The organism is Secundilactobacillus muriivasis (assembly GCF_054785195.1).
Genome location: NZ_BAABMI010000026.1, coordinates 43,507 through 66,336, shown reverse-complemented (window position 1 = coordinate 66,336; position 22,830 = coordinate 43,507). Strand labels below are relative to the sequence as shown.

The 22,830-nt window shown below is 45.7% G+C and carries 19 protein-coding genes; 12 read left to right on the top strand and 7 right to left on the bottom strand.

What is annotated here, in order from left to right; translation table 11 throughout:
* The first annotated feature begins 97 nt into the window (after nt 1-97).
* Nucleotides 98-4,567, top strand: coding sequence for a mucin-binding protein (locus tag ACYVR3_RS06835; RefSeq protein WP_461243612.1), 4,470 nt, complete (start codon nt 98-100; stop codon nt 4,565-4,567).
* Nucleotides 4,568-4,686: 119 nt separating this feature from the next.
* Here ACYVR3_RS06835 and ACYVR3_RS06830 read toward each other — a convergent pair whose 3' ends face one another.
* Together ACYVR3_RS06830 and pnuC are read right to left on the bottom strand one after the other, a co-directional pair.
* A complete protein-coding gene (locus ACYVR3_RS06830) occupies nt 4,687-6,243 on the bottom strand; it encodes an alpha-L-rhamnosidase-related protein (RefSeq protein WP_461243611.1) in 1,557 nt (518 codons plus the stop codon).
* Complete coding sequence (pnuC, locus tag ACYVR3_RS06825; RefSeq protein ID WP_461243610.1) at nt 6,240-7,061, bottom strand: nicotinamide riboside transporter PnuC; 822 nt, start codon at nt 7,059-7,061, stop codon at nt 6,240-6,242. The genes ACYVR3_RS06830 and pnuC overlap by 4 nt, the downstream gene beginning before the upstream one ends.
* A gap of 284 nt (nt 7,062-7,345) precedes the next feature.
* On the opposite strand from pnuC, the gene ACYVR3_RS06820 reads away from it, so the two are divergent.
* The 9 genes from ACYVR3_RS06820 (at nt 7,346) to ACYVR3_RS06780 (ending at nt 15,975) form a co-directional block, all read left to right on the top strand.
* Nucleotides 7,346-7,591, top strand: a complete 246-nt coding sequence (locus ACYVR3_RS06820) for a YdeI/OmpD-associated family protein (RefSeq protein WP_057152279.1) — start codon at nt 7,346-7,348, stop codon at nt 7,589-7,591.
* A gap of 295 nt (nt 7,592-7,886) precedes the next feature.
* Complete coding sequence (locus ACYVR3_RS06815; RefSeq protein WP_461243609.1) at nt 7,887-8,756, top strand: bifunctional 5,10-methylenetetrahydrofolate dehydrogenase/5,10-methenyltetrahydrofolate cyclohydrolase; 870 nt, start codon at nt 7,887-7,889, stop codon at nt 8,754-8,756.
* Nucleotides 8,757-8,851: 95 nt separating this feature from the next.
* The gene (locus tag ACYVR3_RS06810; RefSeq protein ID WP_461243608.1) at nt 8,852-10,213 is read left to right on the top strand and encodes an amino acid permease; all 1,362 of its coding nucleotides are present in this window, start codon (nt 8,852-8,854) and stop codon (nt 10,211-10,213) included.
* Between the two features lie 437 nt (nt 10,214-10,650).
* Complete coding sequence (locus ACYVR3_RS06805; RefSeq protein WP_461243607.1) at nt 10,651-12,258, top strand: FlxA-like family protein; 1,608 nt, start codon at nt 10,651-10,653, stop codon at nt 12,256-12,258.
* Between the two features lie 97 nt (nt 12,259-12,355).
* Nucleotides 12,356-12,808 carry a hypothetical protein gene (locus tag ACYVR3_RS06800; RefSeq protein WP_461243606.1) on the top strand — a complete coding sequence of 151 codons (453 nt, stop codon included), beginning with the start codon at nt 12,356-12,358 and terminating at the stop codon, nt 12,806-12,808.
* Nucleotides 12,809-12,935: 127 nt separating this feature from the next.
* On the top strand, nt 12,936-13,253 hold the full coding sequence (locus ACYVR3_RS06795) for a hypothetical protein (protein ID WP_461243605.1): 318 nt from the start codon (nt 12,936-12,938) through the stop codon (nt 13,251-13,253).
* Nucleotides 13,254-13,285: 32 nt separating this feature from the next.
* A complete protein-coding gene (locus ACYVR3_RS06790; protein WP_461243604.1) occupies nt 13,286-13,660 on the top strand; it encodes a hypothetical protein in 375 nt (124 codons plus the stop codon).
* Complete coding sequence (locus ACYVR3_RS06785; protein ID WP_461243603.1) at nt 13,653-14,948, top strand: Y-family DNA polymerase; 1,296 nt, start codon at nt 13,653-13,655, stop codon at nt 14,946-14,948. Before ACYVR3_RS06790 ends, ACYVR3_RS06785 begins: the two co-directional genes overlap by 8 nt.
* A gap of 112 nt (nt 14,949-15,060) precedes the next feature.
* On the top strand, nt 15,061-15,975 hold the full coding sequence (locus ACYVR3_RS06780; RefSeq protein ID WP_461243602.1) for a LysR family transcriptional regulator: 915 nt from the start codon (nt 15,061-15,063) through the stop codon (nt 15,973-15,975).
* 25 nt (nt 15,976-16,000) lie between these two features.
* Here ACYVR3_RS06780 and ACYVR3_RS06775 read toward each other — a convergent pair whose 3' ends face one another.
* Complete coding sequence (locus ACYVR3_RS06775; RefSeq protein WP_461243601.1) at nt 16,001-17,185, bottom strand: oxidoreductase; 1,185 nt, start codon at nt 17,183-17,185, stop codon at nt 16,001-16,003.
* Nucleotides 17,186-17,371: 186 nt separating this feature from the next.
* On the opposite strand from ACYVR3_RS06775, the gene ACYVR3_RS06770 reads away from it, so the two are divergent.
* Both ACYVR3_RS06770 and ACYVR3_RS06765 read left to right on the top strand, forming a co-directional pair.
* Entirely contained in the window at nt 17,372-17,776 is a 405-nt protein-coding gene (locus tag ACYVR3_RS06770; protein WP_461243600.1) for a hypothetical protein, read from the top strand.
* Between the two features lie 33 nt (nt 17,777-17,809).
* Nucleotides 17,810-18,448, top strand: a complete 639-nt coding sequence (locus ACYVR3_RS06765; protein WP_461243599.1) for an HD domain-containing protein — start codon at nt 17,810-17,812, stop codon at nt 18,446-18,448.
* A gap of 645 nt (nt 18,449-19,093) precedes the next feature.
* Here the strand turns inward: ACYVR3_RS06765 and ACYVR3_RS06760 are convergent.
* The 4 genes from ACYVR3_RS06760 to ACYVR3_RS06745 all read right to left on the bottom strand — a co-directional run bounded on the left by ACYVR3_RS06760 (nt 19,094) and on the right by ACYVR3_RS06745 (nt 22,809).
* The gene (locus ACYVR3_RS06760; protein ID WP_461243598.1) at nt 19,094-19,390 is read right to left on the bottom strand and encodes a hypothetical protein; all 297 of its coding nucleotides are present in this window, start codon (nt 19,388-19,390) and stop codon (nt 19,094-19,096) included.
* A gap of 163 nt (nt 19,391-19,553) precedes the next feature.
* The gene (locus ACYVR3_RS06755) at nt 19,554-19,877 is read right to left on the bottom strand and encodes a hypothetical protein (protein WP_461243597.1); all 324 of its coding nucleotides are present in this window, start codon (nt 19,875-19,877) and stop codon (nt 19,554-19,556) included.
* Nucleotides 19,878-20,225: 348 nt separating this feature from the next.
* A complete protein-coding gene (locus ACYVR3_RS06750; protein ID WP_461243596.1) occupies nt 20,226-21,548 on the bottom strand; it encodes a Na+/H+ antiporter NhaC family protein in 1,323 nt (440 codons plus the stop codon).
* Between the two features lie 73 nt (nt 21,549-21,621).
* Complete coding sequence (locus ACYVR3_RS06745) at nt 21,622-22,809, bottom strand: MFS transporter (RefSeq protein WP_300563175.1); 1,188 nt, start codon at nt 22,807-22,809, stop codon at nt 21,622-21,624.
* Between the last annotated feature and the right edge of the window lie 21 nt (nt 22,810-22,830).

The window sequence follows — 22,830 nt, the reverse complement described above, 5'->3', positions numbered from 1 at the left end:
GAAAACGTAAAATCCCCATCAAGCACTTGAATCATGTGTTTGATGGGGATTTTGGAGTTTCTGGTGAATAATTCAGGATAGTATTTTACAACGGATTTTGTATGACTTTGATATTCAAGCCGATCCGGATGCGGTGGCTGGCACCGGTACCCTTAAAATGTATTATACGGTCAAAGATCAAGTCCAAGATATTTCAAATGGCGTTGATACAGATGGTGCAATGACTGGCGATCCAACTGCCGTTTTCGTTCCTATCCAAAACGCCACCTACACCATCAAAAACATGAGCGGCATCTACGGTATCACTATGGTTCAGGGTTCCAACGATACGGGCTATTCCCGAGCTGGGACGACTTCCATCTACCAACCGCTAGCTGACAACCAATTTGCAGTCAACGTTCAAAACTTAACCGCCAACGGACTGACTAATGTATCCGAATTGATCAATCTGCCAACAATTGGTGATATGCTAAAGTCTCAATATGACGTTCAACTCACAAAGGGTGCTACCAACGTGCCAACCGGTGTTACCGTTAGCTACAGTACTCTGGCCCAGGACCAACAATCTGGTACTTTGACGACCCCAGATTCAACCGGCTACGTCAGTGCTGATGATGTAACGGACTGGTCAGCAATTAAATCTATTCTGATCCAAACTGATAATTTAGCGGCCAATACTAACCTAGGTCGCGTTGTTTTCAACGTCCAAGATCCGAATCAATTAGCAGATCTTGGCAAGACGGCTTATTTCGATAGTGGTACGTACGCTGACGGTTTGACGCCAATCGTGTTGAAACAAGCTTCGGCTGCTAGCATGACCATCAGTGGTAAAGCAACGGTCAAGTATGCTTATCAATTACCTGATGGCACAACGATACCTGCTTCGGCTCTGACGCAAACTTTGAACATTAACCAAGATACGCTGAAAGTACCAATTATCAAAAATACCGATCTGCCAACCGGTTACCGGTTGATCAACCCTACAACTGGCCTAGCCATCACTTCAACAAACAGCACCGCAGCCTATAAAGTTGGCAACATCGTCAACAGTGATGCCGATTACAGTAGTCTCGGTGGCCAAAACGGAACCGCAGTGATCGGCCAAGTTGCCACCTACGATTTCGATGGCGATACCATTTTGATTCCAGTTGTCGACACCGCAACGCAAACGGTAACGGTCAACTATATCGATGACATAACCCAAACGACACTTGCAAGCAAAGTCCTGACGGGGGCTAGTTTGACACCGGTACTTGATGGAACGACTGCTTATGTCACCACGCCAACAATCAATAATTACGTCAAAGCCGGTTACAAATTAGTCAGTGATGCAACTAACGGGATTAGCTTGACCTTTGACGATGATTTGACGCAAAGTCCCGTGTATGATGTTCATTTAACGCATACCACGACCATCGTGACGCCAACAACCCCAGGAACTCCCGGGAATCTGATTCCTAACACCACCACCCAATGGCCAGCGGGCGTAACGGCAACTGACCTGAAAAAGGACGTTACCCGGACCATCAATTACGTCTACGGTGATGGTCAAAGTCAAGTAAGTGCGCCGGTCGTTCAAACAGCGACCTTCACGCGAGATGCCATTGTTGATAACGCAACAGGAACGGTTTTAGGCTACTTGCCGGATAGCAGCTTGGCTGCTTACAAAGCAGATCCAACGAGTGTTGCTTTATCGAAAACGGATGGCTGGTCCGCTACTCAAACATTCGCAAAAGTCGATTCACCAACTGCAGATGTTAAAACCGGATACATCCCAGATCAAACTACGGTAGCGGCATTAAACGTTGCGGCAACCGATACTAATTCTGAAGTCAAAGTCATCTACGCCCAGATTCCAAAATCGGTTGCAATTGCTTATTACGATGAAAGTGACGCTAATCGAGTTTTGGAAAAGGTCAACTTAGATGGTTACGTTGGCAAAGTTGAAAACTACGATACAACGTACCAGGCTACTTTAGCTAAGTATGAAGCGCTGGGGTATGTTTTCGATAAAATGACGGGGAACACGCTATCCGATTCAGGCCACGTGATCACCTATACCGGAACTGATACACCACAATTGACCGCTGTTTACCTGAAACACGCAGCTATCGCAGTAACACCAGATCAACCAGCGGCTCCTGGTAGCGATATGCCAAATACAACGACGAAATGGCCAACTGAAACCGGTGACCTCAGCCGGACCATCACCCAAGTCGTCAACTACGTCTATGATGATGGTACTCAGGTTGCACCATCCGTGACTCGGTCAGTCACGTATCAACGCGCCGCAATCGTTGACGCTGTCAGCGGTGACTTTATCGGTTACTTACCAGTTGCAGTTGCTGATAACTATGTAAGTTACGAAAATAACGACTCAGAAACGCAAACGACAGCTGTTAAACCAACTGATACGCCAAGTACTGATGACGGTTGGAAAATCAGCAGTGGCGATGCCAACTTTGCAGCGCTCACGAGTCCGGTAGCCACCAAAGCAGGTTATACTGCTGATTTAGCGACAACCACCGCTTACACAGCACTACCATCAACGGGTTCTGCTAAGCTAACTATCACCTATAAGCCTGATCAACAGCTTGCGACGGTCAGTTACATCGATGACGATGCCAATGGCGCCGAAGTTCACGTGGATACGATCAATGGCGTAACGGCCGGTACTAATAATTACAGTCGGGTTCGAACCGCTGTTGAAAGTGGTTTAACTAAGTTAGGTTACACGATTGTCGGCACGACCTTGCCAGCCGGAAACGTCATCACCTTTGATGACGATGCCACAACACCGCAAACTTACCTCGTGCATTTGAAACACCAAACGGTTACTGTAACGCCGGATCAACCCAAGACGCCAGGCACAACGATGCCATCAACTGATCTCAAGTGGCCAAAGGGCGCACAAGCACTCGATCTCAATCGAACAGTCACTCAAACCACTAACTACGTCTATGCATCTGGTGGTAAAGCGGCAGATGACATGACCCAAACGGTAACTTTCCAACGAGCAGCCATCGTTGATCGAATCACCGGCCAATTATTAGGTTACTTGGCGCCTGATCAGCTTGTGGCTTACCAAACAGATCCAACCAGCGTTGCCTTAACAAGTGACGCTGGTTGGCAGGCAACAGGTGAAACAACGTTCAACTCACAATCGAGTCCAAAGATTACTGGTTACACACCTGATTTGGCCAATACAGCTGACTATTCGGTAACGCCAACCACCGGCGATCTTAAGTTGACCGTCACCTACAATCCTGATCAACAAATCGCAATCGTCACCTACGTCGATGACGATGCCAATGGCGCACAAGTTCATCAAGATACGATCAATAGCGTCTCAAACGGCACGCATGATTATAGTCCAATTCGAACCGCCATCCAAGGTGGTTTAACCAGACTAGGGTACACCATTGTTGGCACTGATTTGCCAACTGATAACATCATTGCATTTGATACCGACGACGCCACACCGCAACAATTCACTGTTCACCTCAAGCACCAAACCCAAACCATCACACCGGATCAACCAGGTCGCCCAGGCGAGCCAATCATTACCAACAATCCTGATGGACCAAAGTGGCCAGCTGGGTCCGACAAGACCGGGTTAGAGCAAGTAGTAACTGAAACCGTTAACTATGTCTACGATAAAGATGGCCAACCAGCCGCACCAACCGTCACTGATACGGTAACGTTCACCAGAACTGGAACGGTCGACTTGACTAACGGCCAGATGACCTACACCGATTGGGTCGCTAAAGACGGTAAAACGAGCTTTACCGCTAAGCTATCACCAGTCATCACTAGCTATCTAGCTAGCGAAGCAACCGTGCCAGCAGTTACTGGATTAACGCCAACCTCAAGTGACGTCACCAAAACGGTAACCTACAAAGCGCTGGGCGGTTACACCACGAACCTGCCGAACGTCCCAACCATCACGTATCCAAATGATCCAACTGATGCGGGTAAAACGATCACAACGGTCATTCCTAACGTCCCAGGTTATCAACCAGTTGGACCAGATGGACAGCCATTGCAGCCCGTTGATCCGGGTGATCTGACGAAAGGGTATTTGCCACCGGTCGTAACGGATCCATATGTCGATACACCAATCACCTACCAACCAACGGTAACACCGGGAGGCACTGATGGCGAATCAACCAACACGCCAGTGATTACAACAACTGAGACACCCGCAACGGCGGTAACACCTGAAACACCCGCGTCAGCGCAAACGACCAATGTACCAACTCAACCAGCAACACCGATCAACGCTAGCGCTACGCCAGTTCAATCAGTAGCCAAGACGCCAACTAACGCAACGCCATTGCAATCGGCAACAGAGCAGGCCACGGCAACGGGGGAAATTGCGACCGAAACCGGTCTTCAAACAACAAAGGCGCTGGCTCAAGCTAACCAGAAGGGGGCCACTGCTAAATCGATTACTACCAAGCTACCACAAACGAACGAACGACCGGCTACTGGTCTTTCGCTCCTTGGACTAAGCTTGCTTGGCCTGCTGGTCCTAGGCAGAACTCGTCGGCGGAAGGACGACTAAATCGTACCATGCACTCAGGCTTTAGCGTACGATACCACAACGCTTGAATCATGATTTTTATAACGGCTAACAAGCACCCCCTAAATTCCCGATACCGGAACTTAGGGGGTGCTTGTTAGTTAAAGATATCGCCGCAACAAATACGCCGGATAAGCACTCCAACCAAAACAGTACCCGTTCAGCAGAATCGAGCCATACGGTGAGTAGTTCGGATCATGCGCATCATAGACCTCCCAGAACGTATCGGCACCCCGATCAACCATGCCTTGCCAAAATAACCGAATAACGGCTAACGCATCATCTTGGTGGTGGTGTTTAAACAGCGCCTCCGCCAACAGTCCCTGCGTATTCGGCGTGGTCACGGTTTGCTCGAGGTCAAATTTAAGCAGCCGGTCAATAACGGCTTCGGTGGCCGTTGGCGATAAAATGTCTGCCAACAGCACGTAGATTTGACTCAGTGGACTAGTTTCACGTTTGGGACCACTGACCACTGCATTTAGCTGCGAATCAAAATAGTGATTCAGCGTGGCCTGCGTCAGATCGGTTAACCAGTCTTCATAGTTAGCCAACTGAGGATCCGTCATCCGTTGAGCAAGGTCAACAAATCGCTGTATCGTCATTACCGCCTGCAACTGAACCGCCGCTTCTTTATCAACCTGACTGGACCAATCAATGAAAACATCTTGACGGGGGCCGACTAAGTTAGCCGTCAGTTCCGTCTTCAAAAACGCCATCACACGTTGTACCACCGGATAAAGTTCCCGTAACGTTGCCAAATCGTCAGTAGCATCAACGTAATCGGCTAGTGCAACCGGAAACAGTAGTTCATAATCGAACCAAAATAAATCATCCGCCACCGGTTGGCCAGTCAGCGTTAAAATATCCGCTGGGATGCGGCCAGTGTCATCCATAAAACTGCCAAACAGGTAAAGGCAACGTTTGGCAACTATTGTATTTTGAAAGGTCGCGTAATTCACCAGTGCCTGCGTTCGAAAATCGCTTAACCATAACCGACGATCCCGTTTGGTACCGTCTTCGAAGACAACCTGCATGGTATTTTTTAGTGTCTGGATACATTTCTTATCAATCGTTTGTAGCCACTCGGGTAATTGCGTCAGCGGGGCGACAGTTTGATTAATTGCAGCGCCTTCAGCGTCAAACACCGGTTGACTAAACTGTGGTTGCCACTTACGAGATTGACCGACTGCTGCCAACGCAATATACCGGCAACTGTACCGCCGCTCAAACGTTAGTCGTTGTGGCAAAACGTCAACGTGCCGTTGTTCATCTTGAATCCAAGATAGCGGTAGCCAACTGTCGACAGTCGCTACATCTTCATCGAGTTCTGCCAGCGTTTCCGCAAACCGAACGTGAAGCAATAGCGGGGCGTCCATTGGTGCGCCTATCGCTTGAAGATCAACTGCAAAGTGGCCGACGACTAATTCGCCTAAATCATAGACTAGCTGAGTCTCGTTAGGTAAGGTGACTGATTGTGAAACAGGTTGAAAATCACAGATTGCAGCTGTTTTGATGGCCTGTCGAATCGGAACACATTGGCGATGTTGCAACGGTTGTGTCAAGTCAACGCGTGACAACAACTCGTGGTTAACCGCAAACGACTGGTCACTAATTTCCTGAAATTTCTCCTCACTATTTAAGTTAAACGAGACCGTCATTCAGATACCTCCGCCTCATCGGTTACTTTTTGCTCCCGCAATTGGAACGTCCAGACGTAGAACCCGTAGACTGAGTTGATGGAAAAGGCCAACCACAGCGCCAGCATAATGGGATTAAAGTTCAGCGTCCAGAGCACAAGTTCAGCGACGTGAGAAATGTTCCATAGCACCCACTGACTAGCGCCAAATCGGAAGGCCATTAAGACCATTGCGCCAACTTGTAAGACGGTGCTCATTGAATCCATGTACGGATGCGGGTCAATGGTTGCGGTGATGAATGGCACTCTAGATAAAAAGGCGGCCAAAAGTAGCCAACTCACCACTAAAACCACCGCCATCAACAGCCAGCCCTTCACCGACATCGTCCGTGCCACAACCTTTTCCTGAGTCGCTTTGGTTTTGGCCTGTTGCTGATCCGCCTTAGTCCACTGATAAATGCCAACCAGGTCCATCACGATAAAAAATAAGTTCAAATACACTTCACCATACAGGTGACTATCAAAGGACACGTAAATGTAGGCACAACTATTCAAGATACCCCAAAAATAATTGGTGATCCGACCATTCGCAACCAGCACAACGCTAAAGACACCGGTCACGCTAGCCAATAAACTAATGTTGCCAATCGTCGTGTTATTGGCATGAACCAAAAAATGGCCATTGCTGAACACGATGAAAAACGACACAAGTTGGATGGCTAACAGTGCCAGTAAATACACCCGTTTTTGACCGCTAACTTTGAATAAATCACTAAACAGATACTTAGGCGAAAAGGTTCGGGCCAACCCTGCCCGCCAGATATTAGGCTTAACTTCCATGAGTGAAATCCTTTCAAACCATCTTAGATTTTATAGGTGTCAAGACACGATGGCTGTTAACCATTAGTTAACGTCAAAGTAGGGTGGTTTGTCAATCAGTTTTTTAAATAGGTTTAATGTAATTCAGGATACCCATTGGTGTCAGGTCAACTTGTGCAAGCTGCTGCTTTGCTGATTCAATTGACTTTACATGCTACTCAAATCAGCATCTCAGCCCTCAATCGCTCACAACTGTGTTACACTATTTAATTGGAATCAACTGAACAAGAAAGGCGGTGGCCCCTATGCCACAAAAACCATTATCCGAGTATGAAGTCGACATCCCAGCCGTTGCAGAACTTCTCGCCAACGACTCAACCATGGCCGACTTTTTTAACGCATTGACCCCCGGTTATCAACGTGAGTGGGCACGCTTTATCTTCGGCGCCAAAGCGGAAGCAACCAAGCAACGCCACATCGAACAAATGAAAACGGTCTTCCAAGCCGGCTACAAGTCTAAGCGGGCTTACGATTCGCGACCAAAGGATTAATTAATGTGCCCTGACAAAAACCTCGGCTAACTTGAACCCTAAGTTGTCGAGGTTTTGTTTGGTTGAGTTGCTAATTGTTCGTTTTTAACGCTAAAGTTTAGCAAAAGACGCACATTAATATCATTTGTACTATTTATTAAAGGATTTTTCAGTAAATATTTAGCCACATATCATGTAAAATCGGTTATAATACGAATGTTAATCAGAATCGTTCTGAAAAACGTTCCGATTTAGAGAGAAAGCACCGGCACCAACATGATGAACGCGCACCAAAAACGAAAGGGTGGTATGGAGATTGATTATTGACGGTAAAGCCTTATCCAATCAGTTAGACGTAAACATGAAGCAGGAGGTGGCCGATTTAAACGCCACTGGCCTGTACCCGACTTTAGTTGTGATCATTGTCGGCAACGATCCCGCCAGCCAGATCTACGTGCGTAACAAGCACCGTAAGGCCGTAAAGCTCGGCATCCGTTCCATCATTGAACGCAAGCCAGCCGATATGACGCAGGCCGATTTATTGGCGTTGATTGCCAAATACAACGCGGATGACCAGGTTCACGGCATCCTCGTTCAGTTGCCATTACCAAAGCAAATCGACGAAACCGCCGTAATTCGCGCCATTGACGTGAAAAAAGACGTTGACGGGTTCAGTCCCGAAAACGTCGGTAAACTATTTGCTAACAGTCATGAGCACTATCCCGTTTCCTGCACGCCAAAGGGCATTATGACGATGCTTGACCACTACAACGTTAATCCAGAGGGCAAGCACGCCGTCATCGTTGGCGACTCCAACATTGTTGGTCGGCCAATGGGGGCCTTACTACTGAACGCGGGCGCTACGGTGACGTACACCCATATTTTGACGCAGGACCTATCATCATTTACCCGTACCGCTGACATTTTGGTCGTAGCTACCGGTGTTGCGCACCTCATTAAAGCAGGGGATATCAAACCCGGCGCGACCGTTATCGACGTTGGCATGGATCGCGATGAAAATGGCAAGCTGGTCGGTGACGTGGATTATGATAACGCCGTAAAAGTTGCCGGTAATATCACCCCAGTTCCCGGTGGTGTTGGTCCCATGACTATCACCACGCTGATGCAGCAAACCATCGAACTCGCTAAGGTCGCCAATCGTCGCGCCCTCACTTCCGTTCATTAACTTTAGTTAAGTTTTCAATATCGCTATTCTCATTTAAGTATAGTAAAATGTTTATTGTAGCTTAATTTTAAGTTAATTAACGGAAGGATGACGAGATGAAACGACAACTTAACGCCGGGCAGATTCAAATGATTGCCATCGGCGGGACCATTGGGGTGGGACTCTTCATGGGTTCCGCGTCAACGATCAAGTGGACCGGCCCCTCAGTCCTATTGGCGTACGCCGTCTCCGGATTGGCCCTGTACTTCATTATGCGGGCCTTCGGTGAAATGCTGTACGTTGATCCCGACACCGGTTCGTTTGCGAAATTTGCGTCCGAATATATGCATCCGTTCTTTGGTTACCTCACTGCTTGGAGTAACATCTTTCAGTGGGTCGCCATTGGCATGAGCGAAATGATTGCGATTGGGAACTACGTCAAGTTCTGGTGGCCGGATCTGCCGGGATGGATTCCGGGATTGATTGCCATTGTCACGCTGTGTTTGGCTAACCTCGTTTCTGTGAAGACCTTTGGAAATCTAGAATTTTGGTTCTCACTGATCAAAGTGGTGACCATCGTCTTGATGATCATCGTTGGTCTTGGCTTGATCCTGTTTGGCTTTGGGAATGGCGGTCACGCGATTGGGTTCAGTAACCTCTGGCGTCATGGGGTATTTACCGGTGGTGTGAAGGGCTTTGTGTTTGCGTTATCCATCGTGCTGGCATCCTATCAAGGGATTGAATTTATCGGCATCGCAGTGGGGGAAGCGCATAATCCACAAACCGCACTGGTCCGGGCAATTCGCTCAACGGTTTCTCGAATCCTGATTTTCTACATCGGCGCGATCTTTGTGATTTTGTGTATCTACCCATGGGACAAATTAGGCCAAATTGGCTCACCGTTCGTTGAAACCTTTGCGAAGGTCGGCATCACTGCCGCAGCTACGATCATCAACTTCGTGGTCATCACGGCGGCCTTATCTGGCGCCAACTCCGGTATCTACAGTACTAGCCGAATGATGTACACGTTGGCTAACAATCACCAATTGCCACGCAAGTTTGCGTTGTTGAACCGTCACGGGGTGCCATTGTACGCCATCATGACGATTGCCTTTGGCATCTTCCTTGGGGTCATTTTAAACATGACGCTGCCGCACTTCATTAAGGATGCCAGCGACATCTTCGTTCTGGTTTACAGTTCCAGTGTGCTACCCGGAATGGTGCCGTGGTTCGTGATTTTGATCAGTCAACTCAAGTTCCGCAAGCAACATCCCGATATTATCGCTAGTCATCCGTTTAAGATGCCGCTAGCCCCATTTTCAAACTACATCACCATTGCGTTCCTCTGTGTCACCTTAGTGTTCATGGTCTTAAATCCTGAAACGCGAATTCCAGTCTTCATCGGAATTGCCTTTCTGGCCTTCATTTCCCTAACCTACTGGTTGAACCGGAAACGTTGGGCAGCTGAAAATGATTAATTAAATTGCATTCAAATAGCGTTCAAGCAGCTTATCGTCAGTTGACGGGAGGTGCTTGAGCGCTATTTTTGTGTACTTCAGAAAAAATGGGTGTTAAATAAAGCAAATGGTCATGATGTTGCGTAACTAAAAAACAGCTAACCCCGTTGGAAGGTTAGCTGTTAGTCATCCGTCGAAGGACTCGTAATGATCATTACGCCTTAAGTTTATCATTTAAAAAGTTAGTTGTGCTAAAAAACTATTGTTCACAACTGAAGTTCAATGGTTCAACTAATGACAATTGGAGGAATGATGATATTTCCATAATTTTTATAATTTTCCTTTAATGCGTTGTCGTGGCTTTAAATCAACAGTTTACGCCCTTGATGAATCAAGTTTTTATATATTCTATTTTATTAATCTGTTAGAGTTAATTTATCAATGAAAGGGGTATCATCATGAAAAGTAGATATTTAGTATTAACTGCCGCCACCGCATTAACGATTTGCGGCGCTCCAACGGTCAATGCCAAGACCAAGACCGTCAACTTGAAGGTCACTACGCTAAAATCCGGGACGAAGACGATTTCCGGAAAGGCCACACCCGGCGCGAAAGTTCGAGTGACGCGATATGCTAAAACGTATGCGACGGGGAAGGCAACCAAGCAGGGGACGTTTAAGCTTAAAACCAAGGTTAAGCTCAAAGGTGGCTGGCATTATAAGGTGACAGCTACTAAGAAGGGGTATCAGGCTAAGGTGTTGAAGCGTTATGTTGTTAAGCCTAAGACAGGCGCTAAAACTAACCAGCAAATTACAGTACTACAAAGCCAGATCAATGCATTACAGCAACAATTAACTCAATTGGGTAACGCAAACAATACGAATGTATCGGCACAATCGAGTGATTTAAAGAATCAGATTGCTAGTCTGAAGAATGAATTGGCTGTTGTTCAGGCGAAAGTGGCGCAGAATAAGGCTGGAAATAAATCAAAAAATGAGTCTACTAACGAAAGCGATTCAAATAAAGAAAATAAACCTGTAATACCATTTGACGATAAACCAACTGAGTATTATTTCGATAGTACTGGTAAAGTCTATATCTACCCAGACATGGAGGCAAAGGGACAGGCAGACATCCTCACTATCGGAACAGATTCTGAAGCGGATGCCATAACTACTGTTCAAGTATTCGGACACTTACCAAAACCTGAAAATAACAAGAGTTTACCATCATGGTATGACACTAATTATCCATCATCACGGTTCGGTACAATGCTTATCGAAGCTAACGGTAAAAAGGGTTATGTTCAAATGGATGAGTTAAATAGTCTTGCGGTAGGCGACTCATATTATCGTTTGACTAATCTCCCAGATTATTTAGGAACTGGAACAATGGCACCTACTGAAGTCAAATTCACTCATCCAATTGCTGACAACGCCTCTTGGACTCAAATTACAAAAAACGCTAACCATAATAATCAACTGAACTGGTATTACCATGCTGACACTAAGAGTTGGGATAACGAATGGCATTCTGTAAGTTCTAGTATCGATAAAGGTAATGAAACTGATACTACTGATCCATTTTCAGGTACACCAACCGAATACTATATTGAAAGATCCGGTGATTTTTATTTATTTCCTGATAGACAAGCGCAGGGATACGCTTCAATAATCATGAATTCACCTCGCAACGATGCAGACAGAATTAAGAGTATTAAGGTATTCGAACCGTTACCAACAGTTAAAAATAACGAAGCCTTACCGTACTGGAATGCACATAGCCAATTCAATACAATTCCAGTTGAAATTAATGGCCAACAAGGGTACGTTCCAGATTATGTTGTAAGTCGAATTGCTGTAAATACCAGTTATTATTGCCTTTCAAATCTACCTGATGATGTTGGTTGGGGAACCATCGAACCAAAAGATGTAAGTTTTAAATTTCCACTGGCAAATGATGCTTATTATAAACAATACAGTTTGGACGCTAAGTATGGTGTTACAATTCAATGGCGCTATAATGCCACAACCAAAACTTGGCAAAACATGGATCTTAGCAAATAACGCTTTAAGCAACGCATCAAACAATCAACTGCCTAAAATTTATAGATAGATAATGCTATAATAAGATATCTTGATAAGATTAGGGGATGGATCAAAGATGGGATTGAATAAGCACGTTAAAGCCTTGTTATTGGCAGTCACTGCTTCAACTGGTCTATTGATTGGCGTTAGCACTGCCGGAACTACAACTGCCCATGCGACAACTTGGCACAAGGGTACGCCCGCTGCGTTACGAGGAACTTGGGAAACTAAACCGGTTTCTCAATATAAATTCCGTTATAACTTTATCTTAGGTAAATCAACGTTATCAAGTGGCGGTGGTCCTGGTGATGGGACGCATCTAAAGCAAACTGCTTATCACCACAAGGCCGGTAGCCGTTACTATTACGTTCGCGGACATGAATGGCTGTATACTGCTGGTCATGACTTATACTATTACCGGTTCTACAAAGTTGGTAATAAGTTCAAGGCGACAAACTATTTACACTACTACAATGGCAAATTTATAAAGGGTTACGGTCCTGAAGGCCATCTATACTACAAACAATAACTTGAACAACAAACGACTCAGCTCTCCCCCTCGAGACTGGGTCGTTTTTGCGTGTTCGTACCCACTTTTCAAGAACATTTGACTATCAGAACATACGTTCGTATAATGTATTCAAGAGGTGGTTGGGATGATAAAGGAATCTAGGCAACTAAAGGCCCAATATGATTACTACTTTCTACGTGAATATCGCTTCCGTTATTGGTTATTAGTAGTTGATAATCACTTCTTCGACCAGTACTACTTCTTCCTTGAAAAGCAGAAGCAGGGAACGGCGCTCTTACATTCGCACGAGTTACTAGCGATTCCCAGAGATAAGGCCTTATACGAGCACGTACTAGCCGACTTACAATCATTTTCGGCGTTAACGATCTATTACCGCAACACGCATCAGCTCATTCATCCGACCAGAGACATCACTAACGATCTCATTCACGGCCATGGATAGATTGACATATTAAGTTTAAAGAGGTGATCAGCATGATTCACGAAGTACCTAAAGAAAAATGGTTATACCGTGACCGCGGAATGGTGAAATGGCTGGGCTTTTTCATGTCTGATCACACCAACTTTATGGATCAGGAGCGCGCCAATGAACAAGCGTTAACGCGGTTATCTCAACAACCAGCCGAAACGATTGATTCATTGCTGCAGCAAAGCTGGGAACACACTAAGACCGTCAATTTACAAATTGAGGTTAGCAATCGTCTAACCAACCATCAGGGCATCATCATTGGGTTTGAACGGCCCTTTGTTTTTTTACAGACGGATACCGGCATGCTGACGATTTTATTTAACGCGATTCGCCACGCAGAACTGATCAAGCGAGAAAAGTGGTGGGTGCAAGATGTTTGAAACGCCCTTATCAGATCCTGATTACTTACCCGTTCACGATGTCATGTGCATCGACTGCAAATCGTTCTATGCGTCAACCGAAGCCATCAAACGCGGCGAATTCCCAACCTCCGCCAAAATTGCAGTCCTGTCACGTGAAGAGTCTAGTGGTGGCTTAATCCTAGCAGCGAGTCCCTACAGCAAACAGACCTATGGGGTCAAACTGGGAACGCGTCGCTTCGAACTCAACGACACCATGAACCTTGAACTGGTCGAGCCACATATGCAAGACTACATCAAACTTAACTACCGGATTAACACCATTTACCGCCAGTTCACTGATGACGCGCACTGGTTTCCGTATTCAATCGACGAATCCTTTATCGACGTCAGTGCCAGTCACCGCCTGTTTGGTGATAACCAGGCAATTGCGCGTCAAATTCAGCAACGGGTCTTCAATCAGACGGGGATCATTACCACGATTGGCATTGGTCCTAATCCATTGATGGCGAAACTCGCTTTAGATAACGATGCTAAGCGACAGGCACCTTGGATTGCTGAATGGGGGTATAAGCGCGTACCAGAAACCATTTGGACGATCCCGAAACTTACCGATATGTGGGGTATCGGGGATAAAATTGCGAAGCGGCTGAACGCCATCGGTATTTTTAATGTGAACGAATTGGCGCACGCTGATATCAAGCGCTTAAAGCGTCAATTCGGCGTTCTAGGTGAACAGCTTTACTACCATGCTTGGGGAATCGATTATTCGGATTTGAGTAAAAAATACGTCCCCCGTAGCGATAACAAGGGATACGGCAACTCTCAAATTCTGATGCGTGATTATACGAATCCGCGGGAACTAGAAACGGTGCTCGCCGAAGTTGCCGATCAAGTGGCCACTCGGTTACGCGACCATCACGTCGTCAGTGAACTGGTCAGTTTATCGATTGGCTTTGCAGATACCGATAAAGCCGGTAATTCACGATTCTCGGCCCAAATGCACGTGGAGGCAACCAATGATACTCGCCAGCTCACTGAAGCCATCTGGTACCTCCTATATTCCAAGTGGGATGGCAGTCCAGTGCGCTCGGTTGGGGTACGGTGCGCTAAGGTTTCTCAGCAACGACTGATTCAGTTCTCGTTGTTTGAGGATCCGGCATTGACGTTACATAAGCAGCAACTAGCGATTACCATTGACCGCATTCGTAAAAAGTATGGGTATAAAGCGCTGGTTCGCGCGTCATCGTTGACTGCGGGTGGCACGGCGATTGAACGAAGTGGGTTGGTTGGAGGACATCATGCATAGTTGATGGTATTAGGTCTCGTTTCAAATACACTCACTGGAAATTTCACCCATTATGATAAACTGGATAGGTATGGATCCGGTTAATATTCCAGAAGATTAGAGGCCAACCACCATGAATTTTGAACAATTACTCTACACCGAAGTCCTGTCTCAGCATAACTCGATGCAAAAAGCTGCGGATGCCCTGCATATCAGTAAATCCGGTTTAAGTGGCGCTATCAGTCAGCTAGAAACTGAACTGGGCGTGCGGCTCTTCGACAAATCGACCAGTGGGACCAAACCAACCCCTGAAGGTCGCCAATTGCTATCATCGGTTTCTGATATTTTGCGAGATAAAAATCAACTTGAAAATATCGCTTCGGTCGTTGCTAGCCCTCAAGAGCATCAAAGCTTAGCCATTCAATACATGAACATTATGCTTAGGCCGTTCATGACCACCTTTATTGACGGTTATTCGACCAAGTATCACAATCTGCAATTGAATATCAGCTGTCACGAATTCAACTCGATTGTCCATCGTGTAGCGAACCAAGAGATTGATGCCGGGTTCGTCGCCATTAGTAGTGCTTTAGACGATTCAATTGCTGATTTAGAATTTACACCGGTCAGCACCAGCAAGTTGGTCCTGATGTGTGCGCCAGATAATGAGCTAACGCAGTTAAATCGACCAATCACAATGGCGGACCTGAAAACGCAGAGGTACAGCATGTTCAACGATGAATTTCACGATAGGCTATTTGAACGTCTACAATTTCAGTGCGGGCCACTGCCACTGATTGCCAGAATCGATGACTCTTGGGCGATGGAACAGGTCGTGACAAAATTAAATACGGTTTGCTTTGGTCGCGTCTTTCAAGGTAACCTTTCTAGCACGAACGAACTTTCCAATTTAAGCTGGATCGACGTCAGCAACATTATCGATGATACCTTTGTGCTTGGCTGGTTGACCAATCCCAACCACAAATTATCAGAACAAGCCCGTAGCTTGATCGATGAAATAAGTGCGCAACTAAAAAAGAATGCCTGACTGGCATTCTTTTTCTAGCGCTTCTTTATTTAGTGCCATCATGGGTCACAGCATCAGAAAGCTTAACATCCGTTAACGTCTGTAAGTAATCCGTGCCCGGCATTGCAAAGTAAGGGGTGTTCGCTAGTAACTGAATCAATCCCGGTGTGAGCTTTGATGCATCAACCGATTCTTTGTTGAATTCGAGTAAAATCTCATCAGCATGACCCGTTTTAATTTTTTCAGCAATTTGTGGGTCAATTAAGGTTGCTCGACCAAGGGCTGCAATGTCAACGTAGTTTAAAACATCTTCCATTTTAGCAACCGTATTGAGGCCACCAGCAATCATCAATAGGGCAGGTGCTTTAACACCAGTCCCTAGTAATTGGGCAAAATTCTGGTCCGAATCAGTTGGCGTTTTGGCATAATCATTCGTTGATAGGTGAATGTAGTCAAATTCAAATAATTCAGTCAATTTTTGAACTAGTTGCTGTGATTCGTGCCAAGTGTAGCCAACGTTTTCACCATGAATTTCTTCCGGACTGATCCGGTAACCAACGATAAAGTCATCAGGTGCGTAGGCCTTAACGGTCTTAAAGACCTCGCGAGACACTTCAATCGCAAAATTCATCCGTTTCTCTAAACTACCACCCCAAAAGTCGGTCCGCTGGTTAGAGTAAGCAGAGAAGAATTCCTGAAGCAAGTAGTGGTTAGCCCCGTGAATCTCAATGCCATCAAAGCCACAGTCAATCGCACGCTTTGTAGCGGCCCCAAAATCATGGACGATATCCCAAACTTCGTCTTCAGTTAACTCATGCAGCGGGTAGTCGATCCATGGAAAGTCCATGTCAGTTGGTACCTCAACTCGGCCACCTAACTCGTAACGGTACTGTGCTTCACGTCCAGAATGAACGATTTGCAGAATTGCTTTGTTACCATCTTTCTTTAGGCCATCGGCAATTCGCTTAAAACCGGGTTTGAAATCGTCGTTGTAGATTGCTAACTGCTCACGATCTGGGACCCAAGAACGAGATGGACCACCGTTAGGGCTAACACTGGTGTATTCGACGATGACCATCCCAGCAGACTTGGAACGCGCACTATAGTAATCAATCGTATCCTGAGTGACTTTTTCGTCTGAACCACTATTCGTTAACATTGGTGATTGGGCGATTCGAGTATTGATCGTTGCACCATGGCGAAAAGTAACAGTATCGGTGAGTTTTTTCATGATTGTTGCCTCCTGTATTTAATACATTAAGTGTATCTTTTCACAAGCGGCTTGGGAATATCGAGAAAGCGGTCGGGGTGTTCGGGTTTGGTGAACACCTAAAAAATCAACTAACACCGTAAGCGACAGCCAGTGTCGCTACCAAGTGCTAATCTTAAACCATTAAACTTGATGGAGGTACTTGCCATGCAACCCGTAGACTACATCGTATTAGGTTACTTGTTAGAAGACTTTTCAACTGGAAATAATTATGATCCACACACCCTAGACCCAGAATTAGATTCAAACGTCTTTTTTGACGATGACATTCAAGAACCTAATCTGGTCCGTATCGGTCTGAATCTGACTTTTAGCGATAAAGACGACCCGGATAACTTCTTCAAAATCGTTGTGCTCGTAAGATTAGACATTCCATCTAATAAAGCCATCAAAGTCGACTGGCATTGGTGGAACTTCAAGGACAACGAAACCCTATTTAATAACTTTTATGATATTTGCCGAAATACCGTGAAATACGAAACTCGGATGGATATTGAAGGTGGCTTTGATGTCGAAGATTTTCGCGACGATGTCTACGGTAGCTACATTTAGTTCGCAATGACTGATGACGAAAAGGAGGCCACCTTGAAGCCAAACTCAAAAACAATTCACTCGACTGAATTAACGCACGCCGAAATTGCAGCCTTACCGTTAACCTTAACGGCCCAACAATTCGCAACCTATGTTCACGCTAATCAACACCGCAAGGGAAAGCCTAAGATGCCGTTTGTGACGCACTTGGTTGCCGTGACTGAGTGGCTCAAATTATGGACAGCTAACGACGAAACGCTGATTGCCGTGGGCTGGTTGCATGATACGGTTGAAGATACCGAAACGACGCTGACCGACCTCGAACGTCGCTTTGGATCAGTCATCAGAGACCTAGTCGCCGCTGAAACGGAAAACAAGCTCGGCCACGTTGATGAAGTTGGCACTTGGCGCACCCGAAAGTTGGATCAAATCGCAAGGTTAGCCCACGAAGCTGAGCAAAACTCACGAATTCTCTACGTCGCCTTGGCGGATAAAACCGCTAACATTCAAGAAATGGTCACCGATTATCAGCAAGTCGGTGGGGCACTATGGACCCGCTTCAACAGCAGCCGTGAAGATCAACACTGGTATTACCAGCAATTCGCAACTCTAATCGGTAACTCGGTTATTGGTCACGATCAGCCCGACATTATCCAACCACTAAAAACCGCCTTGGATATTCTTTGGCGGTAGGTACCTCAAACAGCAGTCAATCACCTAATCGTTAGCGAACGATGGGGCGGTTGACTGCTGTTTTGCGACGTCACAAAAAAACAGCCCTCCCGACAAGCGAGACTGGCTGTTTCGATGAGACGATCATGTTAGGGTATTAGCATACCATAGATTTTATTTTTATGTCGGTCAAAATACTCGAACAGTAACTAATTAGTTAATCGTTTCGCTACCGCCACCTGTAATTCTCGCTTAATTCGATAGACTAATGGATGACGACAACCATTGGAAAACATCATCATCCGTTAAATATCCAATAATCGACATATGCCACAAAATGTGTAATGAACTCATTAGTCTTCATCGAGCCAAGCCTCTATCTCATTTGGATCCATTAAGGTTATGGGATTAGTACGCAGTACCATCTCCTAAATTTTAGTGGTAGCTTACTGGACAAACTGTGATTTTAACGCCATTAAATTTTGATAGTCAGCCATTTTATTCACTCCTTGTACGTTATTCACTCTATATTATGTACTAAAACACGTACGTAATCAGCTAATTTAACCGTCATTATTAATCTACACTAAATTAAAAAAAGTTGTCGTTAACATCTTGAAGATGCCTGACCACAACTTTTTGGTTCATGAAGCTTAATAATTCAATTTAGATGGTTCGACTGACAACCAGCACATAGCGCCCAATTTCTGGAATTCCATATAGCTCAAATTGAGCCGACTGTTGCTCCCACAAATTTCGTAAGTGCGTATCCGCTAAAACAGCTCCTTGCGCTTGATCCTGACTAAAGTATTCAGCAATCTCGTCAATTTGGGCCGTTTGCTGAAGGGCATCACTTGTTTGTGACCACGTCTCAGCGGCCTTCATGCCGTACAGTCTAGGGAGTTGACGCCACGTAATCAGGTTGGTTAGGGGCAATTTAATGGTTTGAAGTTGTTTTAGCATGGGCAGGAATCCTTTCTTTGAGCGATTAAAATCTCGTTCGTTTCATTTAGTCATCATTATGACATGAAAATGTAATTAATTTGAGAAGGAAATCGTAATTTTTTGTAAAGAAATTTACATTTGCAACTACTAAAACGCCAACTTACCTCGTTTGTCCGAATTTTTAGAAGGGGAGGACTTCAAATCGCTCAAAATCTCCCGTTACTCGTTGCAACGATTCAACGTTGACCCTAATTTGATCAAATGCCTTACTACTAATCGGTTTAGCAGTTAACTTTAAATCAGCACGCTCAACGTGAAAAACCGGTGTTAATCCGGGAATTTTAACGGCCACCATCGTTGCTGAGTCATCAGTCGTAGCTGGCAGTATGAGTTCTAGTGGCTGATTAGGTGCCAGATACTCGTTTTTAAGCTGACCTGCATGTTCAAAATAAAGTTTAAGCGGTTGAATCGTTTGATAACACTGGCGTTTAATTGCTCGGGGCATCGGGATCACTCCTTAATTTTTTAGCGTCAAAAGTTTATTTTATCAGACTAGCTGGTCAGGCTCAATTAGCAGAATGCGTTTTATTAGGTCTTGGGAATCAAGAAAGCATGCTTACTTAAAATTAAAAAAAGCGGGTACTTAGGCGCAAATCAATTAGATTTTCTGACCGCGATAACCAACTCAAAAAAAACAGCCAACCCCCGTTGGAAGGGTTAGCTGAAAACCGCTGTAGGTTTAATGTAATGATCATTACAACTATAGTGTAACACGAATCACATTAGGGGAGGTGGCATCTGCGTTGGTCATTTTTGTCGATATGCACAGATAAAAATTAAATGACAATCATTTTTATCTAATATTGCGTTTTTGTACAATCGTGCGTTGCTTGGAACGTAATAATTGCCAGCATCCGTAAAAGATTGGGACTAAGTACAGATAAAACGCATAGGGGAGGTAACCCGTAAAACTCGTCCCCAGAATGGCAATGGGGACAAATACCGCAATATTCCACGGAATTACAGGAGCGAGTAACACGGCAGTATTTTCCAACCCCATCGCTAATTCATCATGTTGATTGGGGTAATTGCGTTTTACCAGCGTGTTCGTCATGATGATTGCTACTGATTGGTTGCAGCCAATACCGGCAGTTACCAAACTCGCAAACACGGTAATGCCAAAGCGTTTCGCGGGTGAGCCTTCCGGATGCGCCAGTCGAGTCTGAAGTTGTTTGAAACTATCTAAGTGGTCGAAAATACCCGCAATCGCACACGAGAGAAACACCACGCTAAGCGGATTGACCATTGAAATCATACCACCACCTTGAATCAGTTGGTGCGGTCCCGGATTGAATCCCAGAAACAGTGACGTAAGTAGGGTGCCCAATGCCGTGTGCTGACTAAAGACGCCAATTAAAAGAGCACTCACGATACTGACTAGGATAGATTCGCTGATTGGCCGGCGGAAAACGGATAAAATCAGAATAATCGCTGCCGGTACCAGCATTAGCCACGAAATGTGGAAGTTGTCACGCAACGTTGTCAGTAACGACCGGTTGAGGTGGTTGAGCGGATGCAGGTTACCAAGGATAAAGTAGCCGCCAACGCTAACTAATAATGCGACCCACGACGTTTTAAACATGTTTTTAATGTTGCGAAATAGGTTGGTCATCGATAATGTGGCAACCAAGCTTGCACTGGACGACAGTGGCGAACATCGATCACCAAAGTAGATACCCGCAATAATTGCACCGGCGACCATATCCAGATTAATGGCCCCGCTCTTCGCAATCAGCATCAACGGCAAGCCCACCACGCTGACGGTTCCAAACGAGGTCCCAATCACAAACGAAACCGCCGCACAGACTAAAAACACAATCGGAATAAAGTAGTGCGGGTTGATCAATAAACACGCATCATACACGATGGTCGCAATCGTACCAGAGGACATCCAAATACCAATTGTCGCCCCAATCAACAACAGGGTCTTGATGACGCCCCAAGACGTCTTGGCACCTCGCCAAGAAAATTGCAGAATCTGCCGCCAGGTTAATTCACGGCGCGCAATCAAACTAAAAATTAACCAGCAACCCAGTAACGCGTAGCCCAACGGAATTTGATGTAAGACACAACCAATCAAGATGCCAAATGCAACGATGGTCCCTACAAGTAACATAAACCCACTTCCATTCACAACAATTCAATTAGTCACTATTGTACCGAATTTTCAGAAAAGTGGGGCATTTAATTTAATTGGCTGCATTTTGCGTTGGTAGTCGATGGGTAAGACCGAAGCCAATCAAAATAACGATTGCCGAAATCAGCATCAAAACGAGTAGCACAATGTTCCAGCTTTGAGTCTGCATTTTTAACTGCCCCAACAAACTTGGTCCGATACTTGCCAATAGGTACCCAATCGACTGCACAACCCCGCCGATAATGCCAGCATTCACGGCCGTTTGGGCCACCAACGTCACCAGACTTAACGCCAGCGAGAAAATTGCGGTAGTTGTGATGCCCAGAATAACTGTCGCCAGCTCTAGGATAATCACTGACTGGCCACCAACGAGAAGGCCGCCAATTCCCAATACATAACCCATTAAGAGCATGACCATCACGCGCATCAAGCTTTGCCGATCCTGCCGAAGTTGAGGCAACAAGTACGCTGCCGGCACGCCAATCAACTGAAACAGGCCTTGGCTAATACCAGCAGTAGTTGGCGTTAACTGATGCGCCGTCAAAATGCTGGGTAACCAAGCCGAAACCGTGTAGAACACCAACGATTGACCACCAAAAAAGAGCGCTAGTAACCAGACGGCTGGTTGTTTTAAGAGTTGCCAATCAAAGGTCGCCTTCGACTGGTGAACTAAATGACGAGTGCCTGATTGCTTAGGTGTTAACCACCAACTCACTAACCCGAGCACCGCTGGAACTGATAACCACTGCATCGTGACTTGCCAGCCCCACAAGGTTGCAGCGGGAACGACCAGCATGCTGGCAATGGCAGCACAAACGTTAAAGGTCGATGTGTACAAGCCATTAAGCCGCCCGGTTTCCTGCGGTCGATTTTCCAAAATAATTACCGGTAGTAGCACATTTAACGCCGTGATCGATAAACCAACGAACGCCGTCCCAATTAATAGTAGTGGTTGATTAAGCACCCGCACCCAGTTAGCAACGGCTAACACCGCTAAACTAATAGCAACTAATCGACTGGCCCCAATTCGGGGAACCAGCACACCAATCAACGCCGAAAAGCCACCAAAGCAAAGTAACGGAATCGTGGTCAACAAGCCAATCGTGGTCGAATTGATCCCAACGCCCAGTAATTTAGTCGTAAGGGGCGGCACGCTAATAATCGCCATCCGTAGATTCATCGCAATCAAGACTATGGCTACCGAAAACGGCACCATTTTTTTCATTTTAGCTTTTTGCATTTATTTATAAATCCTTTCCCG

What these genes read in the sequence shown, in the direction of transcription:
- ACYVR3_RS06830 (WP_461243611.1), bottom strand. Translation starts at nt 6,243, where the DNA reads ATGACGGTCTCGTTTAACTTAAATAGTGAGGAGAAATTTCAGGAAATT.
- pnuC (WP_461243610.1), bottom strand. Translation starts at nt 7,061, where the DNA reads ATGGAAGTTAAGCCTAATATCTGGCGGGCAGGGTTGGCCCGAACCTTT.
- ACYVR3_RS06820 (WP_057152279.1), top strand. Translation starts at nt 7,346, where the DNA reads ATGCCACAAAAACCATTATCCGAGTATGAAGTCGACATCCCAGCCGTT.
- ACYVR3_RS06810 (WP_461243608.1), top strand. Translation starts at nt 8,852, where the DNA reads ATGAAACGACAACTTAACGCCGGGCAGATTCAAATGATTGCCATCGGC.
- ACYVR3_RS06805 (WP_461243607.1), top strand. Translation starts at nt 10,651, where the DNA reads ATGAAAAGTAGATATTTAGTATTAACTGCCGCCACCGCATTAACGATT.
- ACYVR3_RS06800 (WP_461243606.1), top strand. Translation starts at nt 12,356, where the DNA reads ATGGGATTGAATAAGCACGTTAAAGCCTTGTTATTGGCAGTCACTGCT.
- ACYVR3_RS06795 (WP_461243605.1), top strand. Translation starts at nt 12,936, where the DNA reads ATGATAAAGGAATCTAGGCAACTAAAGGCCCAATATGATTACTACTTT.
- ACYVR3_RS06790 (WP_461243604.1), top strand. Translation starts at nt 13,286, where the DNA reads ATGATTCACGAAGTACCTAAAGAAAAATGGTTATACCGTGACCGCGGA.
- ACYVR3_RS06785 (WP_461243603.1), top strand. Translation starts at nt 13,653, where the DNA reads ATGTTTGAAACGCCCTTATCAGATCCTGATTACTTACCCGTTCACGAT.
- ACYVR3_RS06780 (WP_461243602.1), top strand. Translation starts at nt 15,061, where the DNA reads ATGAATTTTGAACAATTACTCTACACCGAAGTCCTGTCTCAGCATAAC.
- ACYVR3_RS06775 (WP_461243601.1), bottom strand. Translation starts at nt 17,185, where the DNA reads ATGAAAAAACTCACCGATACTGTTACTTTTCGCCATGGTGCAACGATC.
- ACYVR3_RS06770 (WP_461243600.1), top strand. Translation starts at nt 17,372, where the DNA reads ATGCAACCCGTAGACTACATCGTATTAGGTTACTTGTTAGAAGACTTT.
- ACYVR3_RS06760 (WP_461243598.1), bottom strand. Translation starts at nt 19,390, where the DNA reads ATGCTAAAACAACTTCAAACCATTAAATTGCCCCTAACCAACCTGATT.
- ACYVR3_RS06755 (WP_461243597.1), bottom strand. Translation starts at nt 19,877, where the DNA reads ATGCCCCGAGCAATTAAACGCCAGTGTTATCAAACGATTCAACCGCTT.
- ACYVR3_RS06750 (WP_461243596.1), bottom strand. Translation starts at nt 21,548, where the DNA reads ATGTTACTTGTAGGGACCATCGTTGCATTTGGCATCTTGATTGGTTGT.
- ACYVR3_RS06745 (WP_300563175.1), bottom strand. Translation starts at nt 22,809, where the DNA reads ATGCAAAAAGCTAAAATGAAAAAAATGGTGCCGTTTTCGGTAGCCATA.